13 protein-coding genes are annotated in these 14,039 nt (G+C 44.6%); 3 read left to right on the top strand and 10 right to left on the bottom strand.

Going from position 1 to position 14,039, the window contains the following annotated elements:
• Nucleotides 1-113: 113 nt before the first annotated feature.
• Nucleotides 114-602, top strand: a complete 489-nt coding sequence (locus CHRO_RS00065; RefSeq protein WP_015152120.1) for a WbuC family cupin fold metalloprotein — start codon at nucleotides 114-116, stop codon at nucleotides 600-602.
• Nucleotides 603-622: 20 nt separating this feature from the next.
• Here CHRO_RS00065 and CHRO_RS00060 read toward each other — a convergent pair whose 3' ends face one another.
• The 4 genes from CHRO_RS00060 to CHRO_RS00045 all read right to left on the bottom strand — a co-directional run bounded on the left by CHRO_RS00060 (nucleotide 623) and on the right by CHRO_RS00045 (nucleotide 6,742).
• Nucleotides 623-2,980 (bottom strand): caspase family protein, encoded by a 2,358-nt coding sequence (locus CHRO_RS00060; RefSeq protein ID WP_015152119.1) that lies wholly within the window; start codon nucleotides 2,978-2,980, stop codon nucleotides 623-625.
• Nucleotides 2,981-3,247: 267 nt separating this feature from the next.
• On the bottom strand, nucleotides 3,248-4,432 hold the full coding sequence (gene sat / locus CHRO_RS00055) for a sulfate adenylyltransferase (RefSeq protein ID WP_015152118.1): 1,185 nt from the start codon (nucleotides 4,430-4,432) through the stop codon (nucleotides 3,248-3,250).
• A 177-nt stretch (nucleotides 4,433-4,609) separates the two neighbouring features.
• Complete coding sequence (locus tag CHRO_RS00050) at nucleotides 4,610-5,512, bottom strand: DUF2382 domain-containing protein (protein ID WP_015152117.1); 903 nt, start codon at nucleotides 5,510-5,512, stop codon at nucleotides 4,610-4,612.
• A gap of 249 nt (nucleotides 5,513-5,761) precedes the next feature.
• Entirely contained in the window at nucleotides 5,762-6,742 is a 981-nt protein-coding gene (locus CHRO_RS00045; protein WP_015152116.1) for a DUF2382 domain-containing protein, read from the bottom strand.
• Nucleotides 6,743-7,477: 735 nt separating this feature from the next.
• Between CHRO_RS00045 and CHRO_RS00040 the strand changes: the two genes are divergently transcribed.
• Nucleotides 7,478-8,122: a bifunctional 4-hydroxy-2-oxoglutarate aldolase/2-dehydro-3-deoxy-phosphogluconate aldolase gene (locus tag CHRO_RS00040; RefSeq protein ID WP_015152115.1), complete on the top strand. Its 645-nt coding sequence runs from the start codon at nucleotides 7,478-7,480 to the stop codon at nucleotides 8,120-8,122.
• A 140-nt stretch (nucleotides 8,123-8,262) separates the two neighbouring features.
• On the opposite strand, the gene CHRO_RS00035 is transcribed toward CHRO_RS00040, so the two are convergent.
• The 5 genes from CHRO_RS00035 to CHRO_RS00015 all read right to left on the bottom strand — a co-directional run bounded on the left by CHRO_RS00035 (nucleotide 8,263) and on the right by CHRO_RS00015 (nucleotide 12,372).
• Complete coding sequence (locus CHRO_RS00035; protein WP_015152114.1) at nucleotides 8,263-9,009, bottom strand: creatininase family protein; 747 nt, start codon at nucleotides 9,007-9,009, stop codon at nucleotides 8,263-8,265.
• Between the two features lie 475 nt (nucleotides 9,010-9,484).
• Nucleotides 9,485-9,679: an NblA/ycf18 family protein gene (locus CHRO_RS00030; protein WP_015152113.1), complete on the bottom strand. Its 195-nt coding sequence runs from the start codon at nucleotides 9,677-9,679 to the stop codon at nucleotides 9,485-9,487.
• A gap of 221 nt (nucleotides 9,680-9,900) precedes the next feature.
• Entirely contained in the window at nucleotides 9,901-10,146 is a 246-nt protein-coding gene (locus tag CHRO_RS00025; RefSeq protein ID WP_041462300.1) for a hypothetical protein, read from the bottom strand.
• Between the two features lie 122 nt (nucleotides 10,147-10,268).
• Complete coding sequence (locus CHRO_RS00020) at nucleotides 10,269-11,957, bottom strand: ABC1 kinase family protein (protein ID WP_041462299.1); 1,689 nt, start codon at nucleotides 11,955-11,957, stop codon at nucleotides 10,269-10,271.
• An 88-nt stretch (nucleotides 11,958-12,045) separates the two neighbouring features.
• Entirely contained in the window at nucleotides 12,046-12,372 is a 327-nt protein-coding gene (locus CHRO_RS00015; protein ID WP_015152111.1) for a DUF6825 family protein, read from the bottom strand.
• Between the two features lie 59 nt (nucleotides 12,373-12,431).
• Here CHRO_RS00015 and CHRO_RS31430 point away from each other — a divergent pair, with 59 nt between their 5' ends.
• Nucleotides 12,432-12,593, top strand: coding sequence for a hypothetical protein (locus tag CHRO_RS31430; protein WP_158265836.1), 162 nt, complete (start codon nucleotides 12,432-12,434; stop codon nucleotides 12,591-12,593).
• On the opposite strand, the gene dnaA is transcribed toward CHRO_RS31430, so the two are convergent.
• Nucleotides 12,571-13,947, bottom strand: coding sequence for a chromosomal replication initiator protein DnaA (dnaA, locus tag CHRO_RS00010; RefSeq protein WP_015152110.1), 1,377 nt, complete (start codon nucleotides 13,945-13,947; stop codon nucleotides 12,571-12,573). The two genes, CHRO_RS31430 and dnaA, sit on opposite strands and share 23 nt — an antisense overlap.
• Nucleotides 13,948-14,039: the final 92 nt, after the last annotated feature.

The following is a 14,039-nucleotide window of genomic DNA, read 5'->3' as shown; positions in this document are numbered from 1 at the left end:
CCTCCAGTATTCCCATCTGTAGAAGCTAATCTCACACGAGCATTTGACTATGGGTAATGCATCTAGGTAAATTTCTAGAGAACGTGCAGTAAGGGCGATCGCAGGAGATTGAAATGCAGACTTTACCTATCAAGCGCTTGGATCGGGAGTTAATCGAGCGAATTGCTACTCAAGCGCGTCAAAGTCCGCGCTTGCGCCAGACTTATAGCTTTCATGATGGATCGGAAAAAGTACAGCGCTTCGTAAATATTCTCCAACCTGGTACTTATGTTCGTCCGCACCGTCACTGTCGCGATGGTGGGATAAACGGGTTTGAGTTCTTTCTAGTTTGCCAAGGTGCGCTAGGAATGTTAGTTATGAACGATCGAGGTGAGATCGTCACGACAGAACTTGTTAGTGCTGGTGGTGCAGTGTGGGGACTCGAACTTCCTGAAGCAACTTACCATACAGCAGTTGCTCTAGCTCCAGATACGATAATTTTGGAACTGAAAGAAGGACCCTACAACTCCAGTACGGATAAAGAATTTTTAGAGGAGTTTCCGGCTGAAGGTACGGATGCAGCTCAGCAGTTAGTAGCCACCTGGGAGACATATTTTGTGTAGAAAAGCGATCGCGTTTCTACTCATACGACTTGGTAAACAAAGCTCAGACTTGCCCAGTCGTTGACATCAAGAGCGTAAGTATCTGAAGAAGGGCTAACAGCGTCATTGCTGGCGCTAGCAGTAATGCGTGGAGGGGCGATCGCACTGGCATCCTGTAAATCTTTCATGACAGCTTGAATCACTTCTAGGGGATTGGATAAAACTCCAATGTATTCTGGCTCGTCGAGATCCCGATCGGTATTTGCCAAGACTGCTAAGGTTTGCGTAAAGCTGGCACTACTAAAAATCAGTTGATGCTCTGCCAACCCAGATGGTTTGTGAATCGTCCAGGTAAAATTAGCTGTGGATTGCGGTACGGTCGCCGTCTCTCCTGGCGCAATCTCTATATCCTTAAGAATTGGCTTAGAATTAGACTCGTTATTATCGGTAGGTAATTGAGAAGAGTAAAGGGCGACCGCGCTTTTGCTGCTATCTAAGCCCAGTAAGAGTAAATGCACCGGGCGATCGCCGTTATTCTGGACTCGATATTGAATGTGGCTACCGATTGGTATAGCAGGAATGGTATCGGGGGAAGTCGGAAGTTGTTTTTTGAGTTTTCCGATCGGAGTCGGTGTTTCTTCTTGTGGCGATCGCAGGGTTTCCCGTTGCATTAACACTCTGTTTTCGGGATCGAGCATTTCCAAAGTTGCTTTGACGTTGAGGTGAGAAGAACCGTCGTTGGTTGTCAGCCGCCAAATTTTAGCTGCTAATAGAGTTTGTAGCTTAGGTGACAACCGTTGCACGGCAACTTTTACCGCTTCGCCAAATTCTCCAGTTGTATTGGGGATCGGTTGGCGATCGAGTGTAAATAAACCGTAGCGAGATGCAGGCGAACCCGCATTTGCGACAATTGGTGTTTCTGCCGATTTTGGCGGAGGAACTAAACCAAATACATAATCTGCTAATTGTTCGCTCGTCGTAGCAAGGGACACGAAAGGCATAGCAGCAAATGCACTGGTAGCATCTACCCGTTCGATCCGTTCTAGGCTCGGATCGAGAGCAATAATCAAGCGAATATTACGGGGTAAAACTCTGACGGCTTCTTGTACTAACTGTCCGACTTGCGGAGAATCATTGCCAGAAGCACGCACGACTTGAGCTTTTGCAGTTAACCCATTTCGCGATCGCACTTGTAATTGAAGGGGTGAGGAGCGAGGAGTGGGGAGTGAGGCGTTTTCCTTGTCTCCCCCCTCTCTCTTATCCCCCTTGTCCAAAGAAACCAAATTTAATTTAGAGCCAGCCTCGTAGTAGGCAAGGACTGTAGGTGGTAGTCCTGCCAGCCATAACTGAGCGCTCTTTTTGTCTTCTTCTACAGCCATGACAACACCATCAGCACTTATGCTAGGTTCCTGACTGAGGTAGTCAGTGAGAGTGGACTGATGATTTTTTTGACTGTTGATTTGTGGCTGCTGCTCGTTACCTACTAATTGCTCTACTGTGCCACTGACACGGCTGAGACTGACTTGTACTGTTGTCGCTGGAGTTGCTTCCCAGAGGTGTTGAGTTAAGGCATAGGTAAACAGTCCAGCGCTAAAACCATTCCAAGCTGTCTCAATAGCACTTTGGGTAGGACTAGCTGCGGCGATCGCAACACCAGGAATATTGGCAGTCGGTGTAGGTTTAATTGAAGCATCTATACTGCCGCAAATAATCCGATCTAAAACGCCTTGACAAAGGAAGTCTTGCTGAAGCTGTTGTTGAAAAGCCAGTTCGGCTGCGCTTACTTGTCCTGGAAGCGTTTGCGGAAAAGAGCGCACGCGCAAGTTAGCTGGAAGAATCTTAACAGGAGTGCCAAAACTCGTATCGAGAAAAGTTGCAATTTGTCTAGTCGGCAGCGATCGCAACAGCAGCCATAAAGTCTCATCTAGAAGATCTTCACCATCAGCGCAAACTAAACTATTGATAGGAAATTGATTGTTGGTTGTCTCGAATTCCGAATTCCGAATTCCGAATTTTGAATTCAAAACCCGCCGCCCGTAGCCGCTAAAGTGAAAAACAACGGTATCCCCAGTTTTGGCTTGCTGCGTGAGATGTTCTAGGAAAGCAGCTTCAACTTGTTTTCGAGTGGCTTGTCGATCGGTAAGGGTAAGAATATCAGCTGGATTGAACCCAAATCGGTGAACGAGCAGTTCTCTTTGTAGTGCCACATCTGTCAGGCAACCACCCAAAGACAAAGTAGCGGGATATTGGTTAATCCCTACTAAGAGAGCTAATTTCCGTCCCGTTGGCTGGGCGAGTGCATGGGCATAGCGATCGCCTATTCGCAGCCACCCAGCATCAACCACACCCAATGTTGCGATCGCTTGAGCTAATCGTCTCAGAAAATCTCGCCGCTTCATTTTAGCTATCAGCTACTACTGGTCTCACCAGCTACCAGCCTATCAATAAACTAGGGAGTCAGTTATCAGTTATCAGCAAGAGAGTGACTGGTGACTGGTGACTAGATGAAGAATTCTACTACTAGCTACTAGCTGTAATGACACACAAGGTTAGTTCAAAATTCTGCTTGTTAGATGCTTTTAGGCAGAGGAGCGAGTTCGGCTAACGTCATGTGTCAATCCAACTAGTCACCAGCCACTAGCCACCAACCACTCACAAATGACCAATTAAATCTCATATTGGGTAATATTCATGGCTTTAGCTAGTTCTGCTGCAACTTCTGGTCGGGAGAATTCTGGTGGTGGCAGTTCACCGCGCCGCAACATTTCCCTGACTTTTGTTCCCGATAGGTGAATTCGTTCTTCGGGTCGAGAAGGGCTAGTTTTGGTAGTTGCCATTTGCAGAGTCCGCTTGCAGTAGAAGGCGTGTTCAAATTTTAATGGCATAATTCCTAATTCTTTTGGCTCAAACTCGTCAAAAATATGTTGAGCGTCATACGTACCGTAGTAGTCTCCTACTCCAGCATGATCGCGTCCGACTATAAAGTGGGTGCAGCCGTAGTTTTTGCGGATGAGAGCGTGGAAAATTGCTTCCCTTGGACCCGCATAGCGCATGGAAGCAGGATTGATTGCCAGAATAACTCTGCTTTCAGGGAAGTAAAATTCCAACATGAGTTTGTAGCACTGCATCCGCACTTCGGCAGAGATATCATCACTTTTTGTTACCCCTACTAATGGGTGTAGGAATAAACCATCAACAATTTCGAGGGCGCACTTGATAATATATTCGTGCGCTCTGTGGATGGGGTTACGTGTCTGAAAACCAACGACTGTGCGCCAACCTTTTTCTCTAAAAAGTTCGCGGGATTTGGCTGGATCGATTTGATAGTCGGGAAATAAAGGGTGTGGATCGCGGTGTAACAACCAAATGGAACCCGCTAGGTTAACTTCACCTTGGTTGTAAACAACGGCTACGCCTGGATGTGCTTCGTCATCGGTGCGGTAAACGCTGACTGCTTCACGGATTTTGTCATAACGATACTTTTGTGATAGTTCTAAAACTCCAATAAAGCGATCGCTTTTATCGTCTAACCGGACTAAACTACCTTCTTTCAGTGGTGCTGCAACTTCTTCACTGACAGAGAGAGTAATTGGAATTGACCAAGGTAGACCGTTACTCAGGCGCATATTGTCAACGACTGACTGATAGTCTGCTTGTGCCATAAATCCAGTCAAGGGACTGAATGCACCAATTGCAATCATTTGCAAATCGGAAACTGCCCGTTCGTCTAACTGGACTCTAGGCAGAAAATCAGCCTTGTCTAGGAATTCTAGACGCTGTGCGTGGTTGGCAATGCGGTTAATTAATTGTCCGCCGTGGGGAGCAATACCATCTATGCGATCGCTCGTCATATCTTTAAATTTTGTTTAGATCTTGGCTGCAAGCATTTATAGTACCAAGATTATGTATCTTGCTACAAAGCAATCGGCTAGAAGTCAAAAGTCAAAAGTCAAAAGTCAAAATTCTTTCTAAATTCTCCCCACCGCACTCTTCATCCTACACCCTCTTTCCTACTCCCTGCTCCCTTCTTACTGAGAACAGCGATCGCACCATTCTTGATAGAGCTTTTGTTTTTCTGGACTGTCTACGACAATTTCAACTCGAATTTGCTGACATCCATGTTGGCGTTCGCGGGCGATCGCGTTTAATAATAAACTGGCAACTTTAGGCGAATCAAATCTACCTGTTACTGTCAATTCACCTACACTTTGGTTTTTTTCACCAACACCCCAGGAATTCAATTTGCGATCGGCAAGAGTTTCTTGTCCTAAATTAATTTCAGCTATTTGCTTGTGTTCTGGATTAACCTGTTCTACAATCAGCTTCTCATACCGTACTGGTACTTCTACCATCCGCGTTTCTATTTCTTTGCGGACAATAACTTCGCCAACTTTACGTTTTTTTCGCTCTACTACTACTCTTTCTGCTAGTAATTTAATAATCTCTTCTGTTGATAAGTCTTGAGATGAACTCAATTGGGTGTTAGCTTGGTTGTCTATTTCGCTGGTCATAGGTACTGATAGTTCCGGTGGTACAACTTCCAATTGCCTTACTAAAGGTTCGTTAGTAGCAACTTCTAAGCGATCGCCTGTCATCATTATGTCTTGACTGCTACTTGAATGCAGTTCTCGGTCGGGTTCTTGAGTGACTCGCTCTATTTCTTCAGGTACAAATGTAAAATCGACTGCTACAACTTTATCTGCTACTTCAATTTTTCGTATTTGCTTACTGTTGATTTGCAAGTTTGAAGCTAAGTTACCAACCTTAGAAGACACGATCAATTGTAACTGCTGTTGGCGATCTACAATGATATCCTTTACTATGCCAATTCGATCTCCTTGCAAATTTACGACGAAGAAACTCTTTAATTTCTTTCTGAGTTTTTCCACCAAGAAATTGAAATGGCTGCGATCGGACGTTGGATATATCATTTTAGAACACCTATTTCAAAACTTATTAAAAAATATTCGTATTGAAAATATAATTATTTCTATAAAAATGTATTAACTCTGGTTATAAATGAAAGGTATGTTCTTAATGTGGTAGGAAAGAGCTTTTTAATGCGATCGCCAGAAAGATAAAATTCAAAAAAGACGTTGTGAAAAAGTACAGACAGTGCATGATTTGCGCTCTGTCTGTACTTACTTTTAAGAAGTAGCGATCCCTACTTCCAGTATGTCTTAGATGCGATCGCGGTTTTCATCAACTGGTAAGTTGCCAGTATTTACATCCAACTCTTCGCGGCGGATGGTTTCTTCGGCATTAACAGTTTGATGATCTACGACCTTTTTCACTTTAACTTCTTCACGCACGAACGCTTCTTTACGAATTTCAGGCGTTTCTTCATAAACTTCCATCCGTGCTACTTCTCCCTCACGGAAGTCTACTTCGCCAGGTGCTACAGGTCTACCAGCATCCGTCGGTGTCACGCGCTCGATGACAACTCGCTCTTTTTCTACGGGTACTGCAACTCTCTCTGTTTCAATCTCTACATGCTTGCCAATTGTAACTTCCCCAGTCTTGACGCGACGCTTGTTGGCAATCAATCTTTCTTCGTAGAGTTTGAGACTCTGGTGGTTTTGCTCGTTAAGATTGTACAAGTCTGAATCGTGGTCGTCATACTTGTACGTGTCGCGATTGTAGCTAGCTGCTGCTGCTGTGTAGCCTGCATTAGAACGAGATGGATCTAGGGGTGCAGTTGCATCAAGTGGTGCAGTTGCATCAAGTGTAGCCTCACGCTCGACTGGAGCAGCTGCGGTTGAACCCATCGTACCCATCGTACCTATCGTACTTGCTGTACCATAATTTGGGGTACGATAAACTCCTCTGACTCTCTCTTCGTAGTCGTAATCGACTGAATCGTGTTCGTTATACTCTGGTAAATTTTCTGCTTGTTCGCGAGTCAAACCAGTTACATATATGCGGTCTGCATTGTAATCAATTCTGGCGCGACCCATTGGCAACAAAACTTTTTTGCCAAAAATCCAAAAACCTAGATCTACTATAAAATAGCGGAAGCGCCCTTCTTCATCTACTAAAATGTCACTAACTGAGCCAATCTTTTCATCATTTTCTGAATACACAGAGTAACCCTTCATATCGCGATCGTCAAAGCTGCTGCGATAATCGGGATCGAAATCTGAGATTTTATGCAAAGCCATAATTTGTTTTCTCCCGCTTCAATTTCTCCTATCCTAGAAAACAATTTTTCACCTCATCATCTCCCAAATGAAATATTCAATTTCATCCTGGGAATGAGTTATTTCTACGGGCAGTCCGCAATTAGATAAGTGTTGTTTCGTTTCCTTTAAGTTTTTTCTAGAAAAGAAAGAACGACAAATTTGCCACTGGAGGCGATTTGTACGTTTTTTCTGCTACTCACAGTAAAGCCATACTCATAACATTTCCTCTTACTATTGGAGGAGATTGTTTAAAGACCATACTTCTATGGATAGATTGTTCGGCATTACTTATATATATCTTGATTCAGTAGGGTGGGCAACGCCCACCTGATAATAAATTGGCAACTAATAAGGGTAAGAGCAGATTAATCGCGATCGCGCATCCGATTAACTACATTTACGTCTAACTGACCTTTAACTGTCACATCTAGTTCTTGATGGCGCACTGTTTCTGTTGCTTCTACAATATCTTGTTCTATTACTTTTTTAACTTTGACTTCTCTGATTCTTCTCTGACAAAAGCTTCTTTATAATTAGAATCGAAGTCTACAAGCGTGTGCAGTGGCATACTTATACTTCAGAATAGTAAAAAGATGATATAGATTAAAAGCGCCTGATTTTAGGTTCATCCAGCTGGCGACTGACATCTGAACTGTTGCTGGACGTATATTTTAGATAGGTAACGATCGATTTTCTGAGCTGCTCGGTAAGACAATGTTTAACGATTCATGGTTGAAGTTATTGCAGCAAAATAGAGCGATCGCTGTGATCCGTGCCAATAAAATTGAGCTAGGTTGTCAAATGGCAAAAGCGGTAGCAGCAGGAGGAATGCAGTTAATCGAAGTTACTTGGAATAGCGATCGCCCCGCCGAGTTGATTTCGCAACTGCGTCGCGAGTTACCTGCTTGTACAATTGGTACGGGAACGATTCTAACTTTAGAACAACTACAACAGGCGATCGCCTCTGGAGCGCAATTTCTCTTCACTCCCCATGTCGATTCTGTCTTAATTCAAGCTGCTGTAGCTCGGGGTATACCGATCGTACCAGGGGCGCTCTCTCCCACAGAAATTGTCACGGCGTGGATGGTGGGAGCGAGTTGCGTTAAAGTGTTTCCCGTGCAAGCACTAGGAGGCGTTAGCTATATTAAGAGCCTACAAGCACCGTTGGGAAATATTCCTTTAATTCCTACAGGTGGAGTCTCGTTAGAAAATGCTAAAGAATTTATTGCAGCGGGTGCGATCGCGGTAGGCTTATCCGGTCAGTTATTTCCCAAAAGTTTTATTGAAGCAGAAAATTGGGAGGCGATCGCGCAATTGGCTAAAACTTTGATGTTGGATGTGTTTGAGCGGGAGTCGTAGGGGCGGGTTTCAGGGAAAATTCCTGCGAACAACCAGAAGATCTGCAACTAAACCCGCCCGTGCGGGAGTCGAGGACAAGGAAACAAGGGATAGTTAACGGACTAACTACCGATTACCAATTACCAATTACCAAGTATTGTCTACTCTCCATTCACAAATTCTAGATAAGTATGACTCAACTCCTTCACCGCCAACTCATAGAACTGCTTCCCGTGTTCGGGGGTTGCTAAGGCGGGATCGGAACCCATTCTGCCATCAGGATAACGACGGCGGAAATCTTCTGCACCGTAAATTTTATATCCTCTCCCCACTTCTGGCGATAGAGGCGCTTGTTTGATTGCTTCTGGATAAACGTACTGGGTGAGTGCAACTTCGCTTGGCGTAGCGTGAGAACCTTCTTTGTCACCGTATAATTCTTTTGCTAGCTGGTAGACAGAGCCGCACATAAACCAGTTACCCAGGTAGCACTTGACGTTATCAGCATGAGGTAGGTTGAGGTCGGCTAAATGAGCGTAGGTTTCGGAAAATGCTGCTTTAAGAGTGGCAATGTTACCACCGTGACCGTTGATAAAGAAGAATTTAGTAAATCTAGCCTTTGCTAGACAAGTCACGTATTCTTTCACCACCTGAATCATCGTGCTGGGTCGCAGGCTCATAGAACCAGGAAAAGCAGTGTGGTGCAGTGCCATCCCAATGTTGATTGTAGGTGCAACCAGTGCTTGCGTCGCCTCTCCTACTCCTTTAGCGATCGCTTCTGCACAAATCGCATCCGTTCCAATCAGTCCTGTAGGTCCATGTTGCTCTGTAGAACCAATCGGCATAATTACGCCTTGGGAATGCTCTAGATATGCTTCTACTTCCAGCCAGGTACTCAGATGCAATAACATGACTTACTCAGATAGCAATACTCTTCTTTGATTATGAGCGATCCATAAGCTTTATGTTTTGTATTTTGGCTTGTGGAAGTATTCTCAATTACCTTCGCACATCAAAAACTGGTATACCTGGAACTTAGCAGTTTTCGATCGCTTATCAGATTTATCAAATTTCTTTAACTGACTCGTTACGATTTGGGTGGCTTTTACTTTCTGTTCGCTATCATCCTTGCCACTGTTTGCTCAATCGCGAGAACTCTCTGATTTTCACGCGCTTATCTACCCTGCTATTGACATCTACTGGTTGTTTGTACAATTTCTTTCATCAGTAGTGTAGCTAACTATTAAACATTCTAATCACAGTCTGAGATTTTCTTAGTTTTTGGTTTTTGTGTTGAGTTGACGCCCCAGCATCCCCAGCTCCTTTCCCGCTTGGAACTCAGCAAGAGATGGAGGTCGCCTACTGCTGTAGACATGGCTTAGGCGTTTATTGCCAATTACCTCCGTCTATGCCCCAATGGTGCTTGAGCAATTCCTTGTAGGTGGCTTCGCGCATGACCATTTGCCGATATAACTTCACGAGGAAGTCTTGTGCCTGTTCTCGATCCATCTTCTCCACTTGAGTTTCAAACGAGCGGATGTTGAATTGCTGTTCGAGTGAGAGTTCAATTGGGTGACTCATATTAACTCCTGAAAACAAACGTAGTGACTGAGTTGCTTCTAGCTCGGCTTCGTGGAAGCTTTGCTTGAGTATAACAGCAGTTGTTTCTCTATGTATTAACAAATTTAACAACTGCTTGACAAGATGCGCTACTTCTTATTGGGTATACATATTAAATCAAAAGGCAGAATCTCGATTTCGGTAGATGTGAGGAAATTTATCGATACTTTTAACAAGTTCTGTCACAGAAAAATGCTCAGACCGAACAAAAATAAGTAGTTATACTTATAGATAGACCTAAATGCAGCGGCTTGGGAAGTCAAAAGCAGGAATTGTCGGGGCAGGTTTTGGTCGAAAATTTCCAGTTGTGGCGATCGATTTTCTAAACCTGCCCGTACAACAGTCATGTATTCAAATCGTTTATGTTTGCTGGGGATCGAGGTTTTAGGAATCTGCGGCGAGTCGGCGAAATGTATAGCAGGTTGCATATCTCAATCTTTGCCGTATGGCAGGCGATCGCCATCTCACTTGCGAACGAAACAAAATAGGGTGCGTTGTGTAACACACCCTACATTCACTACTTGCTGATAATTGACAACTGATAACTGATTTAAAACATTTTGTCGTAGCGATCGAGGCGCATCAGCAGGCGAATCAGAGAAAATCCAGTTCCGGCAGCGATCGCCCCAGGGATCAATGCTAACCAAGCAAATTGACTAATCAATAGAATTGTTGCCGAAATCGTGAAGGAACTGACAATTAGAGCGTAAGTAATGGCGACTTGGACGCTACTTTGTCGCCGCAACAAGCGTTCTGTTTCAATTGACCGTACCCGCACGCGCAAATCTCCTCGTTCCAGTTTTTCGAGGGTGTCTTCTAAGCGTCTTGGTAAGCCGAAAGCGGTACTACCCACTTGGGCAGCTTGACGACTTAATTCGTTCAAGAAGCTATTGCCATCAACAGAACCATTACCATCAGTCATAAGCTGGAATGCAAAAGGTTTAGCAACTTCCATAAAGTTGAACTCAGGGTCTAAGCCCTTGCCGACCCCTTCGAGAGTAGAAAAAGCCCGCATGACGAACGTAAAAGTAGCCGGAAAGCGAAATGGCTGACCGTAGGCAATTTCATAAAGATCGTCGCTAATCGCACTCACCGATTGATTTTCAAACGGCTTATCCATGAAATTGTCTAGCATAAACTGCACCGATCGCCGGACTGGACCCATATCATCTGTAGGTGCTAAAGCGCCCAGTTCTACTAAAGATGCAACCACGCGACCGCCATCTTTCTGTGCAATGCCAAACAGAGTTTCCATTAACTGTTCGCGCACATTTGCCTTAATTCGCCCCATCATGCCAAAATCATAAAAAATCAGCGACCCTTCGGGACTGACAGCGATATTACCTGGGTGCGGGTCGGCGTGGAAGAAGCCATTGTGTAGTAACTGATGTAAATAGGCTTCTGCTCCTTGTCTAGCTATTAACTTCCGGTCTAAGCCAGCGGCTTCTATCGCTTCATAGTGGCTGATCTTGATTCCTGGTGCGTATTCTAGAGTTAAAACCTGTGGGGAAGTGTAACGCCAGTAAATTCGAGGGACTTTAACCCAATCGTATTCGCGAAAATTGCGGCGAAACGTATCGGCATTGCGACCTTCATTTAAATAATCGATTTCTTCCCAAAGAATGCGACAACACTCTTCATATATTCCCAGCCAATCGCGACCGCGCCCCCAGTCGGGATGATTTTGAAAGTAGCGCGTAATACCTTTGAGAATCGCTAGGTCAATTTCAAACAGTTTTTTTAATCCAGGGCGTTGTATTTTGACAACAACCTCCTCACCCGATCGCAATTTAGCTTTATGGACTTGACCTAAACTCGCCGCTGCTAGAGGTATAGGCTCAAAACTATGAAACAATTCGGGAATCTTTTTGCCTAATTCTCGTTCTACCGTTGTTTCTACTTGCTCGTAGCCAAAGGCGGGAACGCGATCCTGGAGCTTTGCAAGTTCCTCGACATATTCGCCGGGAAATAGGTCGGCGCGGGTAGAGAATAGCTGTCCGACTTTGATAAAGGTCGGACCCAGATCCAATAAAGTATTGCGAATCCAGATTGCCTGTTTTTTGCGCCTAGCAATCTTTCTAGCTTCAGTTACGCCGCCTGGATAGCTCCAAGCTTTTCCATCTAGCCACAATCCAAACAGTAGCGTCAGGACAAACATCCAAATGTCTACGAACCGTCGTTGGCGCGAGTAATTTTCGCGGTTCCAACGATAGGACTTATTCGTGTAAGTCTTCTCCATGCGATCGGCGTAACTTGTAATTTGGGCGGAGTCGGCAGAAAAAACAGACACTGAGCGAGCAGTAAGGGGTAAGGGGTAAGAGATGCTATTAGAGGGAGTTACTGCGATAGCGTTGTAATTCAGCCCGCAGTAAGGCAATTTCAGCCCGCATATCGTCGATTGTTGCCTGCAAGTCGGCGGGTTGCGAGCTTTGAGGCACTATCTCCGTAGTACTTCTACCTACAGTCGATACTTCCATTTCCCGCTCTGCTCGCTCCGTCACCTGTTCGGTAAATTGCCGCAGTTGCTCTCGTGCTTCAGCATCAAATTTACCTAATTCGCTCAGAGCATCGGTCAATGCATTTTCTAACTTTTCGCTGACAATTTCAGCTGCTGCCCTACCGACAAAGAAGGCATGAACCAGAGGATTACTCATAGCTACAAATTTCTACACAATTGCCATCCGCAAAGATTATAACTTGCTGGCTCGCTCTAATGCTTGTACCTTTTGTTAGGGAGCGATCGAGCGATCGAGCGATCGAGCAGGGGAGAAGAGAGCTGAGGAAGCACAAGGTTGCTGAGGGAGCAAGAACTGTCAACCAACAACTACCCATTACCCATTACCACGCACCAGCTAGTTCCGCGAACGACTCGTAATGCTAATGCGATCCGCTAATTGTCTTAACTTTTGTTCTAAACTGGGATCGCTATCCTTGAGCTGAGAAATTTTCTCACAACTATACAGTACGGTGGTATGGTCTTTTCCGCCAAATTCTTCGCCAATTCTCGGTAAACTCAAATCTGTATACTGTCGCATTAAATACATGCCAATTTGTCGCGCCCAACTAATCTCTCTGCGCCGCGAATTGCCTTTCAAATCTTCAATCGAGACATCATAAACGTCGGCGACGACCATCATCACCGATTCAGCTGAAGCAGCTACTTTTTCTATGCCTGGGTTTAAAACTGGTCGAAGGTTTTCCACTGTCATAGATAAGCCAGAAATAGAAATATAAGCGACAGCACGAATCAAAGCTCCTTCTAATTCTCTAATATTAGAAGTGTAATTTGAGGCAATATACTCAATTACGTTTCTGGGCAGACGCATATTTTCATACTCTGCCTTTTTTTGTAAGATTGCCATTCTAGTTTCAAAATCTGGCGGCTGAATATCGGCAATCAATCCCATTGAGAATCGAGAACACAAGCGAGCCTGCAACTTGGGAATTTGGTTTGGCGGACGGTCTGATGCTAGAACGACTTGTTTTCCCGCTTCATGCAGCGTATTAAATGTATGAAAAAATTCTTCTTGCGTGTACTCTTTACCTTCAATAAATTGAATATCATCGACTAATAAAATATCGGCAGCACGATAATGCTCTCGAAAACTCTGCATACTATCTTTGCGGATCGAAGCAATCAGATCGTTCGTGAATTGCTCGGTAGAAACGTAGAAAATTTTAGAATTTGCGTCAATTTCTAAGCGATAGTGACCGATCGCCTGCATCAGATGAGTTTTTCCTAACCCCACGCCGCCACATAAAAATAGCGGGTTGAATTCTCTCCCTGGGGATTCCGCCACTGCCAAAGCCGCAGCATGAGCCATCCGACTGTTGGAACCGACGACAAATCGAGAAAATACATACTTTTGATTCAGTTCTGGCGGCTTCACATTGTTGCTATGAACAGCTTTTGGGGTAGTATCGTTACTCGGAGACGAGCGAGCAACTTCTGACTCGGCAAAACGCACGGATTCATCCCCCTGCGCCACGGTAACGTGAATTTCTACGGGATAGCCGAGAATATCTTGGACTGTATCGGCAATTGTTTTGATGTAGCGTTTTTGCAACCAATTCCGATGAAATGCATTGGGAGTGCAAATTGTCAAGGAATTATCCTCAAGCCGCTCAGCATTGGCAGTTTTAATCCAGGATTCAAAAGAAGGTCTGCTTAACTGGAGTTGCAATCGCTCCAGTACTTGAGTCCAAAGATTATCGGGGGAAAGATCCACCTTGTACCACCTCTGCTGTTAGCTGTCAAAATAGGGATAGGTTAACTAATCTACCAAACTCTTATTCGATCGCAGCGATCGCGATCGACAAA

Origin of the sequence: Chroococcidiopsis thermalis PCC 7203 (assembly GCF_000317125.1) — a bacterium.
Classification (GTDB): Bacteria; Cyanobacteriota; Cyanobacteriia; order Cyanobacteriales; family Chroococcidiopsidaceae; genus Chroococcidiopsis; species Chroococcidiopsis thermalis.
Note: the sequence above shows the minus strand (reverse complement) of the source record. Positions and strands in the feature narration are given on the sequence as shown.

Excerpts from the sequence above, each read along its gene's own strand:
- CHRO_RS00020 (WP_041462299.1), bottom strand. The coding sequence starts at position 11,957 with ATGGAGAAGACTTACACGAATAAGTCCTATCGTTGGAACCGCGAAAAT.
- CHRO_RS00050 (WP_015152117.1), bottom strand. The coding sequence starts at position 5,512 with ATGATATATCCAACGTCCGATCGCAGCCATTTCAATTTCTTGGTGGAA.
- CHRO_RS00025 (WP_041462300.1), bottom strand. The coding sequence starts at position 10,146 with ATGCAACCTGCTATACATTTCGCCGACTCGCCGCAGATTCCTAAAACC.
- CHRO_RS00040 (WP_015152115.1), top strand. The coding sequence starts at position 7,478 with ATGTTTAACGATTCATGGTTGAAGTTATTGCAGCAAAATAGAGCGATC.
- CHRO_RS31430 (WP_158265836.1), top strand. The coding sequence starts at position 12,432 with ATGCTTGTACCTTTTGTTAGGGAGCGATCGAGCGATCGAGCGATCGAG.
- CHRO_RS00045 (WP_015152116.1), bottom strand. The coding sequence starts at position 6,742 with ATGGCTTTGCATAAAATCTCAGATTTCGATCCCGATTATCGCAGCAGC.
- sat (WP_015152118.1), bottom strand. The coding sequence starts at position 4,432 with ATGACGAGCGATCGCATAGATGGTATTGCTCCCCACGGCGGACAATTA.
- CHRO_RS00015 (WP_015152111.1), bottom strand. The coding sequence starts at position 12,372 with ATGAGTAATCCTCTGGTTCATGCCTTCTTTGTCGGTAGGGCAGCAGCT.
- CHRO_RS00035 (WP_015152114.1), bottom strand. The coding sequence starts at position 9,009 with ATGTTATTGCATCTGAGTACCTGGCTGGAAGTAGAAGCATATCTAGAG.
- CHRO_RS00030 (WP_015152113.1), bottom strand. The coding sequence starts at position 9,679 with ATGAGTCACCCAATTGAACTCTCACTCGAACAGCAATTCAACATCCGC.
- CHRO_RS00065 (WP_015152120.1), top strand. The coding sequence starts at position 114 with ATGCAGACTTTACCTATCAAGCGCTTGGATCGGGAGTTAATCGAGCGA.
- CHRO_RS00060 (WP_015152119.1), bottom strand. The coding sequence starts at position 2,980 with ATGAAGCGGCGAGATTTTCTGAGACGATTAGCTCAAGCGATCGCAACA.